The organism is Streptomyces sp. NPDC015661 (assembly GCF_043077765.1).
Classification (GTDB): Bacteria; Actinomycetota; Actinomycetes; order Streptomycetales; family Streptomycetaceae; genus Streptomyces.
On the sequence record NZ_JBIBST010000012.1, the window covers coordinates 127,362 to 145,170 of the forward strand.

Annotated in this window: 18 protein-coding genes; 10 read left to right on the forward strand and 8 right to left on the reverse strand. The window is 72.7% G+C overall.

All coding sequences use genetic code 11. The features are described from left to right. Positions 1 to 97 precede the first annotated feature (97 nt). A complete protein-coding gene (locus tag ACF07V_RS30065) occupies positions 98 to 853 on the forward strand; it encodes a hypothetical protein (protein WP_392158939.1) in 756 nt (251 codons plus the stop codon). A gap of 54 nt (positions 854 to 907) precedes the next feature. Next, a complete protein-coding gene (locus ACF07V_RS30070; RefSeq protein ID WP_392158823.1) occupies positions 908 to 1,252 on the forward strand; it encodes a rhodanese-like domain-containing protein in 345 nt (114 codons plus the stop codon). A gap of 15 nt (positions 1,253 to 1,267) precedes the next feature. On the opposite strand, the gene ACF07V_RS30075 is transcribed toward ACF07V_RS30070, so the two are convergent. From ACF07V_RS30075 to paaA, 6 genes are all read right to left on the reverse strand, one after another. Next, positions 1,268 to 2,401: an acyl-CoA dehydrogenase family protein gene (locus tag ACF07V_RS30075; protein ID WP_392158824.1), complete on the reverse strand. Its 1,134-nt coding sequence runs from the start codon at positions 2,399 to 2,401 to the stop codon at positions 1,268 to 1,270. 141 nt (positions 2,402 to 2,542) lie between these two features. Beyond that, on the reverse strand, positions 2,543 to 3,631 hold the full coding sequence (locus ACF07V_RS30080; RefSeq protein ID WP_392158825.1) for a 2Fe-2S iron-sulfur cluster-binding protein: 1,089 nt from the start codon (positions 3,629 to 3,631) through the stop codon (positions 2,543 to 2,545). Beyond that, positions 3,632 to 4,129 (reverse strand): 1,2-phenylacetyl-CoA epoxidase subunit PaaD, encoded by a 498-nt coding sequence (gene paaD / locus ACF07V_RS30085; protein ID WP_392158826.1) that lies wholly within the window; start codon positions 4,127 to 4,129, stop codon positions 3,632 to 3,634. Continuing rightward, positions 4,123 to 4,851 (reverse strand): 1,2-phenylacetyl-CoA epoxidase subunit PaaC, encoded by a 729-nt coding sequence (gene paaC / locus ACF07V_RS30090; RefSeq protein WP_392158827.1) that lies wholly within the window; start codon positions 4,849 to 4,851, stop codon positions 4,123 to 4,125. The genes paaD and paaC overlap by 7 nt, the downstream gene beginning before the upstream one ends. Continuing rightward, positions 4,848 to 5,135: a 1,2-phenylacetyl-CoA epoxidase subunit PaaB gene (paaB, locus tag ACF07V_RS30095; RefSeq protein ID WP_041130120.1), complete on the reverse strand. Its 288-nt coding sequence runs from the start codon at positions 5,133 to 5,135 to the stop codon at positions 4,848 to 4,850. The genes paaC and paaB overlap by 4 nt, the downstream gene beginning before the upstream one ends. Next, on the reverse strand, positions 5,132 to 6,148 hold the full coding sequence (gene paaA / locus ACF07V_RS30100; RefSeq protein WP_392158828.1) for a 1,2-phenylacetyl-CoA epoxidase subunit PaaA: 1,017 nt from the start codon (positions 6,146 to 6,148) through the stop codon (positions 5,132 to 5,134). The genes paaB and paaA overlap by 4 nt, the downstream gene beginning before the upstream one ends. Before the next feature lie 112 nt (positions 6,149 to 6,260). Between paaA and ACF07V_RS30105 the strand changes: the two genes are divergently transcribed. The 3 genes from ACF07V_RS30105 to ACF07V_RS30115 are packed head-to-tail and all read left to right on the forward strand — an operon-like array spanning position 6,261 to position 9,075. Further along, positions 6,261 to 7,142, forward strand: a complete 882-nt coding sequence (locus ACF07V_RS30105) for a DUF5819 family protein (protein ID WP_392158829.1) — start codon at positions 6,261 to 6,263, stop codon at positions 7,140 to 7,142. Beyond that, positions 7,139 to 8,416: an HTTM domain-containing protein gene (locus ACF07V_RS30110; RefSeq protein WP_392158830.1), complete on the forward strand. Its 1,278-nt coding sequence runs from the start codon at positions 7,139 to 7,141 to the stop codon at positions 8,414 to 8,416. The genes ACF07V_RS30105 and ACF07V_RS30110 overlap by 4 nt, the downstream gene beginning before the upstream one ends. Then, positions 8,413 to 9,075 carry a TrmH family RNA methyltransferase gene (locus tag ACF07V_RS30115; protein WP_392158831.1) on the forward strand — a complete coding sequence of 221 codons (663 nt, stop codon included), beginning with the start codon at positions 8,413 to 8,415 and terminating at the stop codon, positions 9,073 to 9,075. Before ACF07V_RS30110 ends, ACF07V_RS30115 begins: the two co-directional genes overlap by 4 nt. 163 nt (positions 9,076 to 9,238) lie before the next feature. Here ACF07V_RS30115 and paaN read toward each other — a convergent pair whose 3' ends face one another. Continuing rightward, positions 9,239 to 10,936, reverse strand: a complete 1,698-nt coding sequence (paaN, locus tag ACF07V_RS30120) for a phenylacetic acid degradation protein PaaN (RefSeq protein WP_392158832.1) — start codon at positions 10,934 to 10,936, stop codon at positions 9,239 to 9,241. A gap of 124 nt (positions 10,937 to 11,060) precedes the next feature. Here paaN and ACF07V_RS30125 point away from each other — a divergent pair, with 124 nt between their 5' ends. Further along, complete coding sequence (locus ACF07V_RS30125) at positions 11,061 to 12,647, forward strand: 3-hydroxyacyl-CoA dehydrogenase (protein WP_392158833.1); 1,587 nt, start codon at positions 11,061 to 11,063, stop codon at positions 12,645 to 12,647. After that, on the forward strand, positions 12,644 to 13,237 hold the full coding sequence (locus tag ACF07V_RS30130) for a TetR/AcrR family transcriptional regulator (RefSeq protein WP_369145263.1): 594 nt from the start codon (positions 12,644 to 12,646) through the stop codon (positions 13,235 to 13,237). Before ACF07V_RS30125 ends, ACF07V_RS30130 begins: the two co-directional genes overlap by 4 nt. Positions 13,238 to 13,462: 225 nt before the next feature. On the opposite strand, the gene ACF07V_RS30135 is transcribed toward ACF07V_RS30130, so the two are convergent. Next, positions 13,463 to 14,002 carry an Lrp/AsnC family transcriptional regulator gene (locus ACF07V_RS30135; RefSeq protein WP_392158834.1) on the reverse strand — a complete coding sequence of 180 codons (540 nt, stop codon included), beginning with the start codon at positions 14,000 to 14,002 and terminating at the stop codon, positions 13,463 to 13,465. A 177-nt stretch (positions 14,003 to 14,179) separates the two neighbouring features. Here ACF07V_RS30135 and pdhA point away from each other — a divergent pair, with 177 nt between their 5' ends. From pdhA to ACF07V_RS30150, 3 genes are read left to right on the forward strand one after another with little or no spacing between them, the layout of a single operon-like run. Beyond that, positions 14,180 to 15,340, forward strand: a complete 1,161-nt coding sequence (pdhA, locus tag ACF07V_RS30140) for a pyruvate dehydrogenase (acetyl-transferring) E1 component subunit alpha (protein WP_392158940.1) — start codon at positions 14,180 to 14,182, stop codon at positions 15,338 to 15,340. Then, entirely contained in the window at positions 15,340 to 16,386 is a 1,047-nt protein-coding gene (locus tag ACF07V_RS30145; RefSeq protein ID WP_392158835.1) for an alpha-ketoacid dehydrogenase subunit beta, read from the forward strand. Before pdhA ends, ACF07V_RS30145 begins: the two co-directional genes overlap by 1 nt. Further along, the gene (locus ACF07V_RS30150; protein WP_392158836.1) at positions 16,386 to 17,780 is read left to right on the forward strand and encodes a dihydrolipoamide acetyltransferase family protein; all 1,395 of its coding nucleotides are present in this window, start codon (positions 16,386 to 16,388) and stop codon (positions 17,778 to 17,780) included. Before ACF07V_RS30145 ends, ACF07V_RS30150 begins: the two co-directional genes overlap by 1 nt. Positions 17,781 to 17,809 lie beyond the last annotated feature (29 nt).

Below are 17,809 nucleotides of genomic sequence, written 5' to 3' on the forward strand. Positions count from 1 at the left end.
GGACGAGCAGGCGGAGGCCGCGCAGGCGGAGACCTCGCGGGCCGGGGATGAGCAGGCGGAGGCCGCGCAGGCCGGGGGCGAGCGGCCCGAGGCTCGGTTGGAGCGGGCCGTGCGGGTGGCCGAGCAGGCGCTGATCGAGTTCGAGATCGCCGTCGAGACCTTCCGGGTCGAGGTGGACAACTTCTCGCGGCTGCACCACCAGAAGCTCGGGCCCATGTACGCGCGGCTCGACGAGCTCGACGCGCGGATCGCCGAGGCGCGGGCGGCCCGTACCGGGGACCCCGAGGATCTGCGGCGGGCGCAGGAGGCGCGGGCCGCGGTGCTGCCGATGCCCGGGGTGGACGAGCTGTTCCACGACTGGATCGACTCCGACGGCATCTCCCCCGAGGCCGCCGCGATGCTCACCGACCGGCCGGTGCAGCCGCCGAAGCGCGTCCGGCCCGGCGAGGAGGTCCGCAGGCTCTACCGCGAGCTGGCCCGCAAGGCCCACCCCGACCTGGCGCGCGAGGAGGACGAGCGGAAGCGGCGCGAGGAGTTCATCACGCGGGTGAACGCCGCCTACGCCCGCGGCGACGAGGCCCTGCTGCGTGAGCTCTCCGCGGAGTGGGAGGCCGGACCGGTGCCGGTCGAGGAACGGCTCAGCGAGAGCGAGGAGCTGTACGCGCGCCTGGAGTGGCTGGCCGAGCGCAAGGACATGCTGTCGGCGGTGGCGCGCGAGCTGGAGGAGAGCGCGATCGGCGCGATGCTGCGGATGGCGCCCGACGACCCGGATCAGCTTCTGGAGGAGATCGCCGAGCAGCTGCTCGCCCAGGTCTCCGAGCGGGAGGACGAGCTGGCGGAGCTGGTGCAGTAGGTTTTCCGTGCGCCCGAGCCCTTCGGGCGGTACTGACGAGAGAAGGCCTGTCCCATGAATTTCTCCCCACTGCCCTCGGTGGACGCGGCTTCCGTGCCGGCCGATGCCCTGGTGCTGGACGTCAGGGAGGACGACGAGTGGGCTGCCGGTCATGTCGAGGGCGCGCTGCACGTGCCGATGAGCAACTTCGTGGCCCGCTTCGGTGAGGTGACGGAGGCCGTGGCCGAGCACGGTCGCGCGTATGTGATGTGCCGGGTGGGCGGCCGTTCGGCGCAGGTCACCCAGTACCTGGTGCAGCAGGGCTTCGACGCGGTGAACGTGGACGGCGGGATGCAGGCGTGGGACGGCGCCGGGCGTCCGATGGTCGCGGAGAGCGGCAGCCCGGCGTTCGTCCTCTGACGCGGGTCTGAGGCTTCAGTCGAGGGGGTGGGCGGCCAGCAGGTCGCCCAGGGCCTCCTCGTGGGCCGCGGCGGGGCCGAGGGACAGTTCGAGGTGCTTGGCCCAGGCGTGGTAGCGGTGCAGAGGGTAGTCGGTGTCGGCGCCGAAGCCGCCGTGCAGGTGCTGCGCCGTCTGCACGACGCGGCGTACGCCTTCGGAGGCCCAGATCTTCGCGACGGCGATGTCCCCCGCGGCGGGGAGGGCTCCGTCCGCTCCGCTGGACAGACGCCAGGCGGCCTGCCAGAGGGTGGCTTCCATGGCGCGCAGGTCGATGTAGCGGTCGGCGGTCTGGACGGCGACCGCCTGGAACGTGGCCACGGGGTGCCCGAACTGCTCGCGTTTCCCGGTGTACTGGCTCGTCATGGCGAGGACGGCCTCGCCGAGACCGAGGGCGAGCGCGCAGGTGCCGGTGGTGAGGAGGTCGCGCAGCCGTTCCCAGGCGCCGTCGGTGTCGATGACGTCCGTGTCGTCGAGGCGTACGGCGTCGAGGCGCAGCTCGGCGAGGAGTTCGCCGCTCGTCGAGTACTGGGCGGTGAGGGTGAGGCCCTCGTGGGTGCGGGGCAGCAGGGCGAGGAGCGTGCGGTCCTCGGTGGTGTGTGCCGGTACGGCGATGAGGTCGGCGCTCCGGGCCCAGGGGACGGCGGTCTGGAGGCCGTCGAGGATCCAGCCGGCTCCGTCGCGGCGCGCGGTGACGGCTCGGTCGGCGGGTTCGTGGCCGGTGCGTCCCTGGGAGGCGGCGGTGAGGACGAGTTCGCCGCGGGCGACCCGGGGGAGGAGTGCCGCGGCCGTACGGGGGTGGGCGTACCGCTCGACGGTCAGGGCGACGGCGCTGGTCTCCAGGAGGGGGACGCGGGCCAGGACGCGGGCGGACTCGCGCAGGACGAGGCAGAGGGCGACGGGATCGAGTCCGGCGCCGCCGTGCTCGGGGGCCAGGGTGAGGCCGAGGAGGTCGGCTGCGGCGAGGCGGGACCAGAGCGGCCGGTCGTGTTCCTCGGCCACGGCGCCCGGGGTGAGGGCGGGGCTCGGGACCGCGTCGGGTGCGACGTCCTTGAAGACCGCCTTGGCCGTCTCGACGGCCGCCTGCTGTTCTTCGGTGAAGGTGAAGTCCACGGTGCTGCCTTCCCGTTGCCGTCGCCTGTCTCTCTGTCTGACGGATCGTCAAGATAGAACAGGTTCTAGGGGAAGGGAATGGTGGCGCCGCACTTCGTCGGCGCCACCCTCTCGGTACTTCTCCGCGGTCCTCAGCGGTGCTCAGCGGTCGAAGTCCAGCTCCACGTCCGGGGTGGCCGGGTGGGACTGGCAGGCCAGGACGTATCCGGCGTCGGTCTCCTCCGGCTCCAGGGCGAAGTTGCGGTCCATCCGCACCTCTCCGCCGACGACGAAGGCACGGCAGGTGCCGCACACCCCGCCCTTGCAGGCGTACGGGGCGTCCGCGCGGGCGCGGAGCACGGTGTCGAGGAGTGTCTCCCCCCGCTCCACCGGCCAGGTGCCGGAACGGCCGTGCAGCGTCGCGGTCAGGGTGGCGTGCGCCGGGGCGTCGGCCGCGGGGGCCGGGGCGGGCGCGGAGCCGTCGTCGACGTGGAAGATCTCCTGGTGGATCCGGCCGCGGTCGACGCCCAGGCCGCGCAGCGCCTTCTCGGCGCCCTGGACGAGGCCGAAGGGGCCGCAGAGGAACCAGCCGTCGATCGCGTCGACCGGCAGCATCGCGGGCAGCAGCTCGGCGAGCCGCTCGCGGTCGAGACGGCCGGACGGCAGACCCGCCTGCTGCTCCTCCCGGGAGAGGACCGTGACGAGCTGGAAGCGGTCCGGGTAGCGGTCCTTGAGGTCGGCGACCTCGTCGAGGAACATCGTGGACGCGGCGGTGCGGTCGCTGCGGATCAGGCAGAACCGGGCCTCCGGCTCGCGGGCGAGCAGGGTGGCCGCCATCGACAGGACCGGGGTGATGCCGCTGCCGCCGACGACGGCGGCGAAGTGGCCGGGGCGCGGGGTGAGCGCGAAGCGGCCCATCGGCTCCATGACCTCGACGAGGTCGCCGACGGCCAGTTCCTTGAGCGCGTACGTCGAGAACGAGCCGCCGTCGACGAGGCGGATGCCGACGCGCAGGACGGGGGGCTCGCCGGCCGGGGCGGCGGGGGCGCAGATCGAGTAGGTGCGCCGGATCTCCTCCCCGTGTTCGCCGGTGCGGCGCAGAGCGAGGTGCTGGCCGGGGACGTGGCGGTACGCCTCGTGGAGTTCGGCCGGGACCGCGAAGGTGACGGCCACGGAGTCGTCCGTGAGCCGGTCGACCTCGCTCACCCTGAGGGAATGGAATCCGGCCCGTGCGGCGGCTGAGGACTCCATCTACAACTCCTTGAAGTGGTCGAACGGTTCGCGGCAGGCGGTGCAGCGGCGCAGTGCCTTGCACGCGGTGGAGGAGAAGCGGCTCAGGAGCTCGGTTTCCGTGGATCCGCAGTGCGGGCAGCGGATCGCCAGGGTGAGGGCCACGGGGCCGTCGGCGGGGCCCTGTGGGCGGGGTGGGGCGATGCCGAACTCGGTGAGCTTGCGACGCCCTTCCTCGCTGATGTCGTCGGTGGACCAGGCCGGGGCGAGGACGGTGACGATGGTGACGTCCGGTACGCCGTGCTCGTGGAGGGCCTGCTCGATGTCGGCTGCCATCGCCTCGATCGCGGGGCAGCCGGTGTAGGTGGGGGTGAGGGAGACCTCGACCCGGCCGGGGCCGAGGACGTGCACGCCCCGCATGACGCCGAGTTCCTCCAGGGTGAGGACGGGCAGCTCCGGATCGGGGACGGAGCCGGCGACGCGGCTCAGTTCCTCTTCCAGGGCCGTCATGGTCACCATGTCGCACCCGGGTGGCTGCGGTGCAGGTGCTGCATTTCGGCGAGCATCCGTCCGAAGGGCTCGGTGTGCAGGCCCTGCCGGCCGGCGCCCGCGCTCCAGGCGCCGGTGCGGGGTCCGGAGGGGACGGTGAGGGAGGCCCGGCCGAGGACGTCGGTGAGCGAGTCCAGCCAGGCGGTCTCCAGGGCGGGGAGGTCCAGGTCGAGGCCGTCGACGGGCTGGAACAGTTCGCCGGTGTACCGCCAGAGGGCGTCGCAGGCCCGCTGCATCCGCTGGTGGCTCTCGGGGGTGCCGTCGCCGAGGCGGAGGGTCCAGTGCTCGGCGTGGTCCTGGTGGTAGGCGACCTCCTTGACGGCCTTGGCGGCGAGGCCGGCGAAGGGGCCGTCGCCGGTGGCCAGCTGCCCGTACAGGAGGTGCTGGTAGGTGGAGAAGTAGAGCTGCCGGGCGATGGTGTGGGCGAAGTCGCCGTTGGGCTGCTCGACCAGCTGGCTGTTCCGGAAGGAGCGCTCCTCGCGGAGGTAGGCCAGTTCGTCCTCGTCGCCGACGAGGGAGAGCAGGACGCGGGCCTGGCCGAGGAGGTCGAGGGCGATGTTGGCCAGGGCGACCTCCTCCTCCAGGACGGGGGCGGAGCCGGCCCACTCCCCCAGGCGGTGGGAGAGCACGAGGGCGTCGTCGCCGAGGGCGAGCGCCGCGGCGGCGGTGACGGTGTCGAGGGTGCCGGTCACAGGTGCTTCACCCCCTCCGGGATCTCGTAGAAGGTCGGGTGGCGGTAGGGCTTGTCCGCGGCCGGCTCGAAGAAGGGGTCCTTCTCGTCGGGCGAGGAGGCGGTGATCGCCGCCGAGGGGACGACCCAGATCGACACGCCTTCGGACCTGCGGGTGTACAGGTCGCGGGCGTTGCGCAGGGCCATCTCCGCGTCGGGTGCGTGGAGACTGCCCGCGTGGGTGTGGGACAGTCCGCGGCGGGAGCGCACGAACACCTCCCACAGCGGCCAACCGTCGGTCGTCATGCCTGTGCCTCCCCGTGCTTTCCGGTGTGCTTCTGCGCGTAGGCCGCCGCCGCTTCCCTGACCCAGGCGCCGTCCTCGTGGGCCTGGCGCCGCTTGCTCAGCCGCTGGTCGTTGCAGGGGCCGTTCCCCTTGAGGACGTCCCAGAACTCGGTCCAGTCGATCGGGCCGAAGTCGTAGTGCCCGCGCTCCTCGTTCCACCGGATGTCGGGGTCGGGGAGGGTGAGGCCGAGGGCCTCGGCCTGCGGGACGGCGATGTCGACGAAGCGCTGGCGCAGCTCGTCGTTGGAGTGGCGCTTGATCTTCCAGGCCATCGCCTGGGCGGTGTGCGTCGACTCGTCGTCGGGCGGGCCGAACATCATCAGCGAGGGCCACCACCAGCGGTCCACCGCGTCCTGCGCCATGGCGTGCTGGGCCTCGGTGCCGTTCGACAGGGCGAGGAGTGCCTCGTACCCCTGGCGCTGGTGGAAGGACTCCTCCTTGCAGACCCTGACCATCGCGCGAGCGTACGGGCCGTAGGAGCAGCGGCAGAGGGGGACCTGGTTGGTGATCGCGGCGCCGTCGACCAGCCAGCCGATCGCGCCGACGTCGGCCCAGGTCAGCGTGGGGTAGTTGAAGATCGAGGAGTACTTCTGGCGGCCGGAGTGGAGCTTGTCGAGGAGCTCGTCGCGGCTGGTGCCGAGGGTCTCGGCCGCGCTGTACAGATACAGGCCGTGGCCGGCCTCGTCCTGCACCTTGGCCATGAGGATCGCCTTGCGCCGCAGGGAGGGCGCCCGGGTGATCCAGTTCGCCTCGGGCTGCATGCCGATGATCTCGGAGTGGGCGTGCTGCGCGATCTGGCGGACGAGCGAGGCCCGGTAGGCCTCGGGCATCCAGTCGCGCGGCTCGATCCGCTCGTCGGCGGCGACGGCGGCGTCGAACACGGCCTCGTAGGCGGCCTGCTCCGCCGCCGCGGCCGTGTCCGACACGCCGGGCACGCCCGTGGTCCCTGCCGTCCCTGCCGTCACTGCGGTCATCAGACCCCCTACCGACCGATCGTTCGGTTGAATGACTTCAATGGTGGGTCGACGGCCCGTATGGTGTCAACCCTGTGGATAACCGAGGTGGGCCGATCGGGATCGGGGCGGGATGGACGCGTACGTCGAAAAGGACGCGGTCGAGGTGAGTGACGGCGGGCGGAGACCCCCCGAGGACCCGCCGGTCAGCCCTCCCGAAGACCCGCCGGTCAGCTCTCCCGAGGACCCGCCGGTCAGCTCTTCCGAGGCCCCGGGCACCGATGCCCGGACCCAGGACGGAAGCCAGGGGACGGGAACCCCCGGCACCGGTACCACCGGCACCGGGATCATGGCCCTCTCGCTGCCGTACCAGGTCGTCGTCGCCGTCGCGCTCGCCGTCGTCGCGGTGTTCACCTGCGTGCACCTGGCGATGGTCTTCCTGCACGTGGCGCCGTCCAACACGCTGACCAAGCGGCACGGCGAGGCCGTCGACGACTGGATCTACCCCGAGTTCGAGCAGAACTGGAAGCTCTTCGCGCCCAATCCGCTCCAGACGAACATCTCCGTCGAGGTCCGCGCCGAGCTCGCCACCGCCGGCGGCCGCCGCACCACCGGCTGGATCGACCTCACCGCGCAGGACATCGACGCCATCCGGTACAACCCGATGCCCAGCCACGCGCAGCAGAACCAGCTCCGCAGGGCCGTGGACTTCTACCTCAACACGCACGACGACGCCAACCGCTCCAACGGACTGCGCGGCGACCTCTCGGAGCAGTACATGCGCCGGATCGCGATGCTCAGGCTCGACGACCTCGAAGGCACCGACGGGCGCGCCCTGGGCCCCGACGTGCGGCGCATCCAGCTCCGCACCGTCTCCCGGCCCGTCTCCTCCCCTCAGTGGAGCACCGAGAAGTCGCGCTCCAACCCGTCCTACCGGGACTTCCCGTGGTGGGGGATCACCGAGGCCGACCGGTCCGCCGGCGCCGACGCGAGCCGCACGGAGGCGGGCCGATGAGTACTTCCCACGCCACGCGCGCGGGTGCCCGCGAGCCCTTCGACCGCCGGCTCGCCCGCGGGGTGCAGGCCGTCACGGGCCGCACCCTCGCCCCGTACCAGAGCGCGATCGTACGGATCGGCTTCTCGCTGACCTGGCTGCTCTTCCTGCTGCGCGAGCTGCCGCACCGGCATCTGCTGTACGGGCCCGAAGGCCCCTGGTCCTTCGAGCTGGCGCAGCGGCTGATCGCCGACAACCGGGCCTTCACCGTGCTCCTGTGGTCGGACGGCCGGGTGTGGTTCGAGCTCGTCTACGGGCTCGCGGTGCTCTCCGCCGCACTGCTCCTGGTGGGCTGGCGCACCCGGGCCGTGTCCGTGGTCTTCATGGTCGGTGTGCTCTCGCTGCTGAACCGCTCCGTGTTCGTGGGCGACGGCGGCGACAACGTCCTCCACATCGTCTCGATCTATCTGGTCTTCACCCGCTGCGGCCAGGTGTGGTCCCTCGACGCCCGACGGGCGGCCCGTGAGGCCCGCGCGGCCGAGGCCGGGGAGGCCCCGCGCCGCGATGTCGTCGGACCGCTGCTGTGGGTCGTGCTCGGAGGCTTCCTCCTCGCCGCCACGTGGTTCAGCGATGTCACCGGCGAGTGGTGGGTGCCGGTGCTGCTGTGGGTGCTGTGGCTGGGGAACGGCCTGTGGTGGCTGGTCTGCCGGCTGGCGCCCGGGGAGCCGCGGACCATGCTCGACGCCCTCGCCAACCTCGCGCACAACGCCGTCCTCGTCGTGCTCATGGTGGAGGTCTGCCTGATCTACGCCACGGCCGGCTGGTACAAGATCCAGGGCTCGCGCTGGCAGGAGGGGACGGCGCTGTTCTACCCGCTCCACCTGGACTACTTCGCGCCCTGGCCCGCCCTGTCCGACCTGCTCGGGGCCAGCGGGATCATGGTGATGCTGCTGACCTACGGCACGGTGATCGTCCAGGTCGCCTTCCCGTTCACGCTCTTCAACCGCAAGGTCAAGAACGTCCTGCTCGTCGTGATGATGATGGAGCACGCCGGGATCGCGGTCCTTCTCGGACTGCCGGTCTTCTCGCTCGCGATGATCTCCGCGGACGCCGTGTTCCTGCCGACGGCGTTCCTGGTGTGGCTGGGCGCCCGGGTGGTGAAGGGCCGGGACCGCCTGCTGAGGCGGGCCCCCGCGGGGGCCCCGGCCGGGACGCCCGACGGCACCTCCGGCGAGCCGCTGCCCGAGCAGCGCCGTACGGGTGAGGAGCAAGGCCCCCGTACCCTCGTCGGGTGAGCACCACGGAAGAACAGCCCGAGCCGGTCCAGTACGACGAGGGGTTCGGCCCCGAGATCGGCGTCGGGCCGCACCCGGAGCCGTGGCCGCGGGACGAGCGGTACGACCCCGAGCTGCTCGCCGGCGGCGACCGGCGCAACGTCGTGGACCGCTACCGGTACTGGACGCGCGAGGCGGTCGTCGCCGACCTGGACACCCGCCGCCACGACTTCCACGTGGCGGTGGAGAACTGGGGCCACGACTTCAACATCGGCTCGGTGGTACGGACCGCCAACGCGTTCCTGGCGAAGGAGGTCCACATCGTGGGCCGGCGGCGCTGGAACCGGCGGGGTGCCATGGTCACCGACCGCTACCAGCACGTGCGGCACCACCCGGACACCGAGTCGCTGACCTCGTGGGCGGCGGCCGAGGGCATCCCGGTCATCGGCATCGACAACCTGCCGGGCGCCGTCCCGCTGGAGCGGACCGTGCTGCCCCGCCGCTGTGTGCTGCTCTTCGGGCAGGAGGGGCCGGGTCTCACGGAGGAGGCCCGCGCCCACGTGGAGATGGTCTGCTCGATCGCCCAGTTCGGCTCGACCCGGTCGATCAACGCGGGCGCCGCGGCCGCGATCGCCATGCACGCGTGGGTGCAGCGGTACGCGGAGATCGAGGCGTCCTAGGCGGCCTGGGCGTTCGAGGCTTCCCGGGAGTCCGAGGCGGCATGGGCGTCCGGGAGTCCCAGGTGGCATGGGCGTCCGGGAGTCCCAGGCGGCATGGACGTCCGGGAGTCCCAGGCGGCCTGGTTCTCGTGGAGGCCCCGGAGGGTCTCCACGAGCCTGTGGATCAGGCCTGGCGGCGGACCTCCACCACCCGGAAGCGGTTGGAGACGAAGGCACCGTCGCACAGCGCGGCGTTCGCCGCCGGGTTGCCGCCCGAGCCGTGGAAGTCGGAGAACGCGGCCGTCTGGTTCACGTACACCCCGCCCGTCAGGTTCAGCGAGAGCTGGGCCGACTCCTCCAGGCAGACCTCCTCCACCGCGCGCTCGGTGTCCGCCGAGGTCGTGTAGGCGCCGACCGTCATGGCGCCCTTCTCACGGACCGTGCGGCGCAGCAGCTCCAGGGCGTCGGCGGTGGAGTCCACCGAGACGGCGAAGGAGACCGGGCCGAAGCACTCCGAGAAGTACGCGGCCTGGGCGTCCGGCTTGGAGCCGTCCAGCTTCACGATGACCGGCGTGCGGACCACGGCGTCCGGGTACTCCGGGTTGACCACCTCGCGGGAGGCGAGCGCGACCTCGCCGAGCCCGGCGGCGGCCTCCAGGCGCGCCTTCACGTCCGGGTTGACCAGCGCGCCCAGCAGACCGTTCGCCCGGGCGTCGTCGCCGAGCAGGCCGCCGACCGACGCCGCGAGGTCGGCGACGACCTCGTCGTACGACTTGGGGCCCTGGTCGGTGGTGATGCCGTCGCGGGGGATCAGCAGGTTCTGCGGGGTGGTGCACATCTGGCCGCTGTACAGGGACAGCGAGAAGGCCAGGTTGGCCAGCATGCCCTTGTAGTCGTCGGTGGAGTCGACCACGACCGTGTTGACGCCGGCCTTCTCGGTGTAGACCTGGGCCTGCCGGGCGTTGGCCTCCAGCCAGTCGCCGAAGGCGGTGGAGCCGGTGTAGTCGATGATCCGGATCTCGGGGCGGACGGCCAGGGTCTTGGCGATGCCCTCGCCGGGGCGCTCGACGGCGAGCGCGACCAGGTTCGGGTCGAAGCCGGCCTCGGCGAGCACCTCGCGGGCGACCTTCACCGTGAGCGCGAGCGGCAGCACCGCGCGCGGGTGCGGCTTGACCACGACGGGGTTTCCGGTGGCGAGGGAGGCGAACAGGCCCGGGTAGCCGTTCCACGTGGGGAAGGTGTTGCAGCCGATGACCAGGGCGATGCCGCGGCCGACCGGGGTGAACTCCTTGCTCAGCTCCAGGGGGTCGCGCTTGCCCTGCGGCTTGGACCAGCCGGCCCGCCCCGCGGGCGTGCGGGTCTGCTCCTCGTACGCGTAGGCCACGGCCTCCAGGCCACGGTCCTGGGCGTGCGGGCCGCCGGCCTGGAACGCCATCATGAACGCCTGGCCGCTGGTGTGCATGACGGCGTGCGCGAACTCGTGGGTGCGGGCGGAGATCCGGCCGAGGATCTCCAGGCAGACCAGGGCACGGGTCTCGGCGCCGGCGTCCCGCCAGGCGCCCATGCCCGCGCGCATCGCGGGGAGCAGCACGTCGAGGTCGGCGTGCGGGTACTCGATGCCGAGCGAGGGGCCGTACGGCGAGGTCTCGCCGCCGGTCCAGCCGTCCGTGCCGGGCTGGTCGAGGTCGAAGCGGGTGTTCAGCGCGGACTGGTGGGCGGCGAGGCCCGCCGCAGCGTCGAGCGAGCCGTCGGCGCCGTACGCCTTCGGGTGCTCGGGGTACGGCGACCAGTAGGCGCGGGTGCGGATGGTGTCGAGCGCCTGGTCGAGTGTGGACCGGTGCTTCTCGGCCAGACGGTCGGTGGTCAGCTGAGCGGTGGCCATCGATGGACCAACTCCTCGTCGAGCTGGGCAGGGAGACGCGTACGGAGTTAGAGTAACCGAACGATCGGTCGGGACAAGGGGGTCCGTCGATCCTGTGGAAAACCCATCGGGGAGGATCACTCCTATGAGCGCCAACGTGACCGTCAGGGGGAGCGACGACGTGACCGCCAGTGAGACCGCCGCCGAGGGGCAGGGCAGCGCCGCAGCCATCGGACGGGACCGCACCGTCGCCGTCGTCGGCACCGGGACCATGGGGCAGGGCATCGCCCAGGTCGCGCTGGTCGCCGGCCACCCCGTGCGCCTCTACGACAGCGCCCCCGGCCGGGCCGCCGAGGCCGTCGCCGCCCTCACCGCCCGCCTGGACCGGCTCGTGGAGAAGGGGAAGCTGGACGCCGCGGCGCGCGAGGCGGCGGTCGGCCGGCTGCACGCGGCCGAGGACCCCGCCGAGCTCGCGGACGCCGCGCTCGTGATCGAGGCGATCGTCGAGGACCTCGCGGTCAAGCAGCGGCTCTTCACCGACCTGGAGAAGATCGTCGGCGACGACACCGTCCTCGCCACGAACACCTCCTCCCTCTCCGTCGCGGCCATCGCCGGAGGGCTGCGGCTGCCCGGCCGGTTCGTCGGACTGCACTTCTTCAACCCGGCGCCGCTGCTCCCCCTCGTCGAGGTCGTCAGCGGCTTCGCCACCGACGCGGACGTCGCCACGCGCGCGTACGAGACGGTCAAGGGCTGGGGCAAGACGCCGGTGCGCTGCGCGGACACCCCCGGCTTCATCGTGAACCGGGTCGCCCGCCCCTTCTACGCCGAGGCGTTCCGAATCTTCGAGGAGGGCGGGGCCGACCCCGCCACCATCGACGCGGCCCTGCGCGAGTGCGGCGGCTTCCGCATGGGGCCCTTCGAGCTGACCGACCTCATCGGCCAGGACGTGAACGAGGCCGTCACGCGGTCGGTGTGGGAGTCCTTCTACCAGGACCCCAAGTTCACCCCCTCGCTCGCGCAGCGCCGGCTCGTCGAGTCGGGGCGGCTCGGGCGGAAGTCGGGGCACGGCTGGTTCTCGTACGCGGAGGGCGCCGAGCGTCCCGCGCCGCACACGGCGGAGCCCGCGAAGGCGCCCGAGTGGATCACTGTCTGGGGTGACCTCGGGCCGGCGGAGCCGCTGGTGGGGCTCTTCGAGGCGGCCGGAATCACCGTCCTGCACAAGAAGGGCGGCGGCCACATCGAGCTGCCGGGCGGCGGCGAGCTCAGCCTCACGGACGGCGAGACCTCCTTCGAGTACGACGAGGAGGCGATCATCTACTTCGACCTCGCGTACGACTACGCGGCCGCGAGCCGGATCGTGCTGTCGACCCGCGAGGACGTCGACCCCGGCGTCCTCGGCGAGGCCGTGGGCCTCTTCCAGGCACTCGGCAAGCAGGTCTCCGTGATCGGCGACGTGCCCGGCATGATCGTCGCGCGGACGGTCGCGATGCTGGCCGACATCGCGGTCGACGCGGTCGACCGGGGGGTCGCGACCGCGGAGGACGTGGACACGGCGATGCGGCTCGGGGTCAACTATCCGGCCGGACCGCTGGAGTGGGCCGGGCGGGTCGGCCACCGGCGCACGTGCGGTCTGCTCCGCGAGCTGCACGCGCGGTACGCGACAGGCCGGTACGCGCCGGTGCTCGGCCTCGTGCGCCGGGCGGCCGCCGAGGAAGCGGAGGACTCCCGATGACCACCGCCAAGCGCGACACCTACACCCCCGAGACGCTGCTCTCGGTCGCCGTGCGGGTCTTCAACGAGCGCGGTTACGACGGCACCTCGATGGAGCACCTGTCCAAGGCGGCAGGGATCTCCAAGTCCTCGATCTACCACCACGTCTCCGGCAAGGAGGAGCTGCTGCGGCGCGCGGTCAGCCGGGCGCTCGACGGGCTCTTCGCGATCCTCGACGAGCCGGGCGCCGGGCGCGGCCGGGCCGTCGACCGGGTCGAGTACGTCACGCGGCGCACCGTCGAGGTGCTGATAGCGGAGCTGCCGTACGTGACGCTGCTGCTGCGGGTGCGGGGCAACACGGCCACCGAGCGGTGGGCGATGGAGCGGCGCCGGGAGTTCGACCACAAGGTGGCCGATCTGCTGAAGGCCGCCGCCGCCGAGGGCGACCTGCGGGCGGACGTGGACATCCGGCTCGCGACCCGGCTCCTCTTCGGCATGATCAACTCGCTGGTGGAGTGGTACCGGCCGCACCCGGACGCGACGGCGGAGCGGGAGCAGCTCGCCGAGACCGTCGTCCACCTGGCCTTCGACGGGCTGCGGACGGCGCGCTGAGGCCTCGTACGGGCGCATGGGGGGTCGTGCGGGGCCAGAGCCTCGTACCGGCTCCGGCTGGGGCTCGTACCGGCTCCGCCTGCCCCTCGTAGGGCTGCGCTGCCCCTCGTACGGGCGCATGGGGCGTCGTGCGGGGCGCTGAGGCCTCGTACCGGCTCCGCTGGGCCCTCGTACGGCCCCCTGCCCTCGTACGGCCCCCTGCCCTCGTACGGGCCCCCTGAGGGGTCAGCGGGTCGTGTCCCGGTGGTCCGGGTCCAGGTCCGTCTCCTCGAAGACCAGCAGGGTCCGGGTGGAGAGCACCTCGGGGATCGACTGGAGCTTGGTGAGCACCAGCTCGCGCAGGGTCCGGTTGTCGGGCGTGTGGACGAGCAGCAGGACGTCGAAATCGCCGCTGACGAGGGCGATGTGCGCGGCTCCCGGCAGGGCCTGGAGCTGTTCGCGCACGGTCCGCCAGGAGTTCTGGACGATCTTGAGCGTGATGTAGGCGGAGGCGCCGTGGCCCGCCCGCTCGTGGTTGACGCGGGCGCTGAAGCCGCGGATCACCCCGTCGTCGATGAGCCGGTTGATGCGCGCGTACGCGTTGGCCCGGGAGACGTGCACCCGCTCGGCCACGGAGCGGATCGAGGCGCGGCCGTCCGTCTGCAGGATGCGGAGGATGTCGCGGTCGATGGCGTCCAGCGGGCGTGCCGGGACGCCTGGGGTCACCGGTGCCGACGCCGGTGCGACGACCCGATCCCAGTCCTCGGCCATTTGTTCATCCGCCATGTGCCCCCGCCTCTCTCCGGTGGACGACCTGCCCTTATCCCAGGCTGTGGAGAACCGTTTGTCCACAGGCTGGAGGTGCCTGTAGCCAAAATGCCTCCACGACCGAACAATCGGTAGGTGAGGCGCGCCACACTCGCGCCACCCGCCTTCGGGTCTTATGCCCGCTCCCACGAGGAGGTGGACTCGTTGCAACAGCGCAGTTCGACAGTCCAAGAGCCGCCCGGTGCCGCTGACGCCCACCGGACCACCCCGCCGCCGGCCTGGCAGCCGCGGACCGACCCCGCGCCGCTGCTGCCCGAGGCCGAGCCGCTCCGCGTGCTCGGCACGGACGCCGTGGCCGACGCCGACCCCGCGCTGCTGCTCCGGCTCTACGCGGAGCTGATCCGCGGCCGCCGGTACAACGCGCAGGCCACCGCCCTCACCAAGCAGGGCCGGCTCGCCGTGTACCCGTCCACCACCGGCCAGGAGGCGTGCGAGATCGCCGCCGCCCTCGCCCTGGAGGAGCGGGACTGGCTCTTCCCCTCGTACCGCGACACCCTGGCGGCCGTCGCCCGGGGCCTCGACCCCGTCCAGGCCCTGACCCTGCTCCGCGGCGACTGGCACACCGGGTACGACCCGCACGAGTACCGCATCGCGCCGCTGTGCACGCCGCTCGCCACCCAGCTCCCGCACGCCGTGGGCCTCGCCCACGCCGCCCGCCTCAAGGGCGACGACGTCGTGGCCCTCGCCATGGTCGGCGACGGCGGCACCAGCGAGGGCGACTTCCACGAGGCCCTGAACTTCGCCGCCGTCTGGCAGGCCCCCGTGGTCTTCTTCGTCCAGAACAACGGCTTCGCGATCTCCGTGCCGCTCGCCAAGCAGACCGCGGCCCCCTCCCTCGCCCACAAGGCCGTCGGATACGGGATGCCGGGCCGGCTCGTCGACGGAAACGACGCGGTCGCCGTCCACCAGGTGCTCACCGAGGCCGTGGCCCGCGCGCGGCGCGGCGGCGGACCCACCCTGGTCGAGGCCGTCACCTACCGGATCGACGCCCACACCAACGCCGACGACGCCACCCGCTACCGCGCGGCCGGCGAGGTCGAGGCCTGGCGGGCGCACGACCCGATCCTGCTGCTCGAACGGGAACTGACGGAGCGTGGCCTGCTCGACGAGGACGGCAGGCGCGCGGCGGCGGAGGCCGCCGAGACGATGGCGGCGGAGCTGCGCGAACGGATGAACGCCGACCCGGTGCTCGACCCGATGGAACTCTTCTCCCACGTCTACGCGGAGCAGACGACGCAGCTGCGCGAACAGGCGGCGCAGCTGCGCGCCGAGCTCGAAGCCGAGGGTGAGGCGTGATGACGACCGCGACGACCGGCCCCACGGCCGCCAAGGCCGGCGGGAACGCCGCGAAGCCGAAGCCCGCCACGATGGCGCAGGCGCTCCAGCGCGCCATGCGCGACGCGATGGCCGAGGACCCGACCGTCCATGTGATGGGCGAGGACGTCGGCACCCTCGGCGGTGTGTTCCGGGTCACCGACGGACTCGCCAAGGAGTTCGGCGAGGACCGCTGCACCGACACCCCGCTGGCCGAGGCGGGCATCCTCGGCGCGGCCGTCGGCATGGCCATGTACGGCCTGCGGCCGGTCGTGGAGATGCAGTTCGACGCGTTCGCGTACCCGGCGTTCGAGCAGCTGCTCTCGCACGTGGCGAAGATGCGGAACCGGACGCGCGGCGCGATGCCGATGCCGATCGTGATCCGTGTGCCGTACGGCGGCGGGATCGGCGGCGTCGAGCACCACAGCGACTCCTCCGAGGCCTACTACATGGCCACCCCTGGGCTGCACGTCGTCACGCCGGCGACCGTCGAGGACGCGTACGGGCTGCTGCGCGCGGCCATCGCCTCCGACGACCCCGTGGTCTTCCTGGAGCCCAAGCGGCTCTACTGGTCGAAGTCCGACTGGTCCCCCGAGGCGCCCGCGGCCGTCGAGCCGATCGGCAAGGCCGTCGTGCGGCGCCCGGGCACCGGCGCCACCCTGATCACCTACGGTCCCTCCGTGCCGGTCTGTCTGGAGGCGGCGGAGGCCGCGCAGGCCGAGGGCTGGGACCTGGAGGTCGTCGACCTGCGCTCGCTCGTTCCGTTCGACGACGAGACGGTCTGCGCCTCGGTGCGGCGCACCGGCCGCGCGGTCGTCGTCCACGAGTCGACCGGCTTCGGCGGCCCCGGCGCGGAGATCGCCGCGCGCGTGACCGAGCGCTGCTTCCACCACCTGGAGGCGCCGGTGCTGCGGGTCGCGGGCTTCGACATCCCGTACCCGCCGCCGATGCTGGAGCGGCACCATCTGCCGGGCGTGGACCGGGTCCTGGACGCGGTGGCGCGACTGCAGTGGGAGGCGGGCAGCTGATGGCACAGGTCCTTGAGTTCAAGCTGCCCGACCTCGGTGAGGGGCTCACCGAGGCCGAGATCGTGCGCTGGCTGGTCGCCGTCGGCGACGTCGTCGCCATCGACCAGCCGGTCGTCGAGGTCGAGACGGCCAAGGCGATGGTCGAGGTGCCCTGCCCGTACGGCGGTGTCGTCACCGCCCGGTACGGCGAGGAGGGCACCGAACTGCCCGTCGGCGCACCGCTCCTGACGGTCGCCGTGGGCGGCACGGGCGCGCCGGAGGAGCTGGCGGAGGCCGCTCCGGGAGCGGCACCCACGGTGGTCGGGGCCGATGCCGAGTCGGCCGTCTCCTCGGAGTACTCGGGCAACGTGCTCGTCGGCTACGGCACGGCCGGGCCCGCCGCCCGGCGTCGCCGGGTGCGGCACACGAACCCGGCGGCCGCCCCGGCTCCGGTGGCCGCCCCGGCCGCCGCTCCGGCCCCGGTCGCTGCTCCGGCGGCCCCGGCAGCGGCCGGGCACGAGGGGCCCGTGCCGGTCATCTCGCCGCTCGTGCGGAAACTGGCCCGTGACCGCGGCCTCGACCTGCGGGAGGTGCGCGGATCCGGGCCCGAGGGGCTGATCCTGCGGGCCGACGTGGAGCTCGCCCTCGCGGCCCTGGAGCGGCCGGTCGCCGCCCCGGCGCCCGGCCCGGTCCCCGCCGTGGCCCCTGCGGCCTCCGTCGCGACGGCCGGTGAGCGGGTTCCGCTGCGCGGTGTCCGCGGCGCGGTGGCGGACAAGCTGTCCCGCAGCCGTACGGAGATCCCCGACGCGACCTGCTGGGTCGACGCCGACGCGACCGAGCTGATGGCGGCACGGAAGGCGATGAACGCGGCCGGCGGGCCGAAGATCTCGCTGCTCGCGCTTCTCGCGCGCATCTGCGTCCACGCCCTGGCCCGGTTCCCCGAGCTCAACTCCACGGTGGACACGGCCGCACGGGAGATCGTCCGGCTGCCGTCCGTGCACCTGGGCTTCGCCGCCCAGACCCCGCGCGGGCTCGTCGTCCCCGTGGTCAAGGACGCGGGGACCCGGACCGCCGAGTCGCTGACGGAGGAGTTCGCCCGGCTGACGGAGGCGGCACGGCAGGGTGCGATCACCCCGGCCGATCTGACCGGCGGCACGTTCACCCTCAACAACTACGGGGTGTTCGGGGTCGACGGCTCCACGCCGATCATCAACCACCCCGAGGCCGCCATGCTCGGTGTCGGCCGGATCATCCCCAAGCCCTGGGTGCACCAGGGCGAACTGGCCGCCCGTCAGGTGGTGCAGCTCTCGCTCACCTTCGACCACCGCGTCTGCGACGGCGGCACGGCCGGCGGCTTCCTGCGGTACGTGGCGGACTGCGTCGAGCAGCCCGCGGTCCTGCTCCGCACGGTCTGACAAGGACGGTCTGACGCGGACGGTCTGAC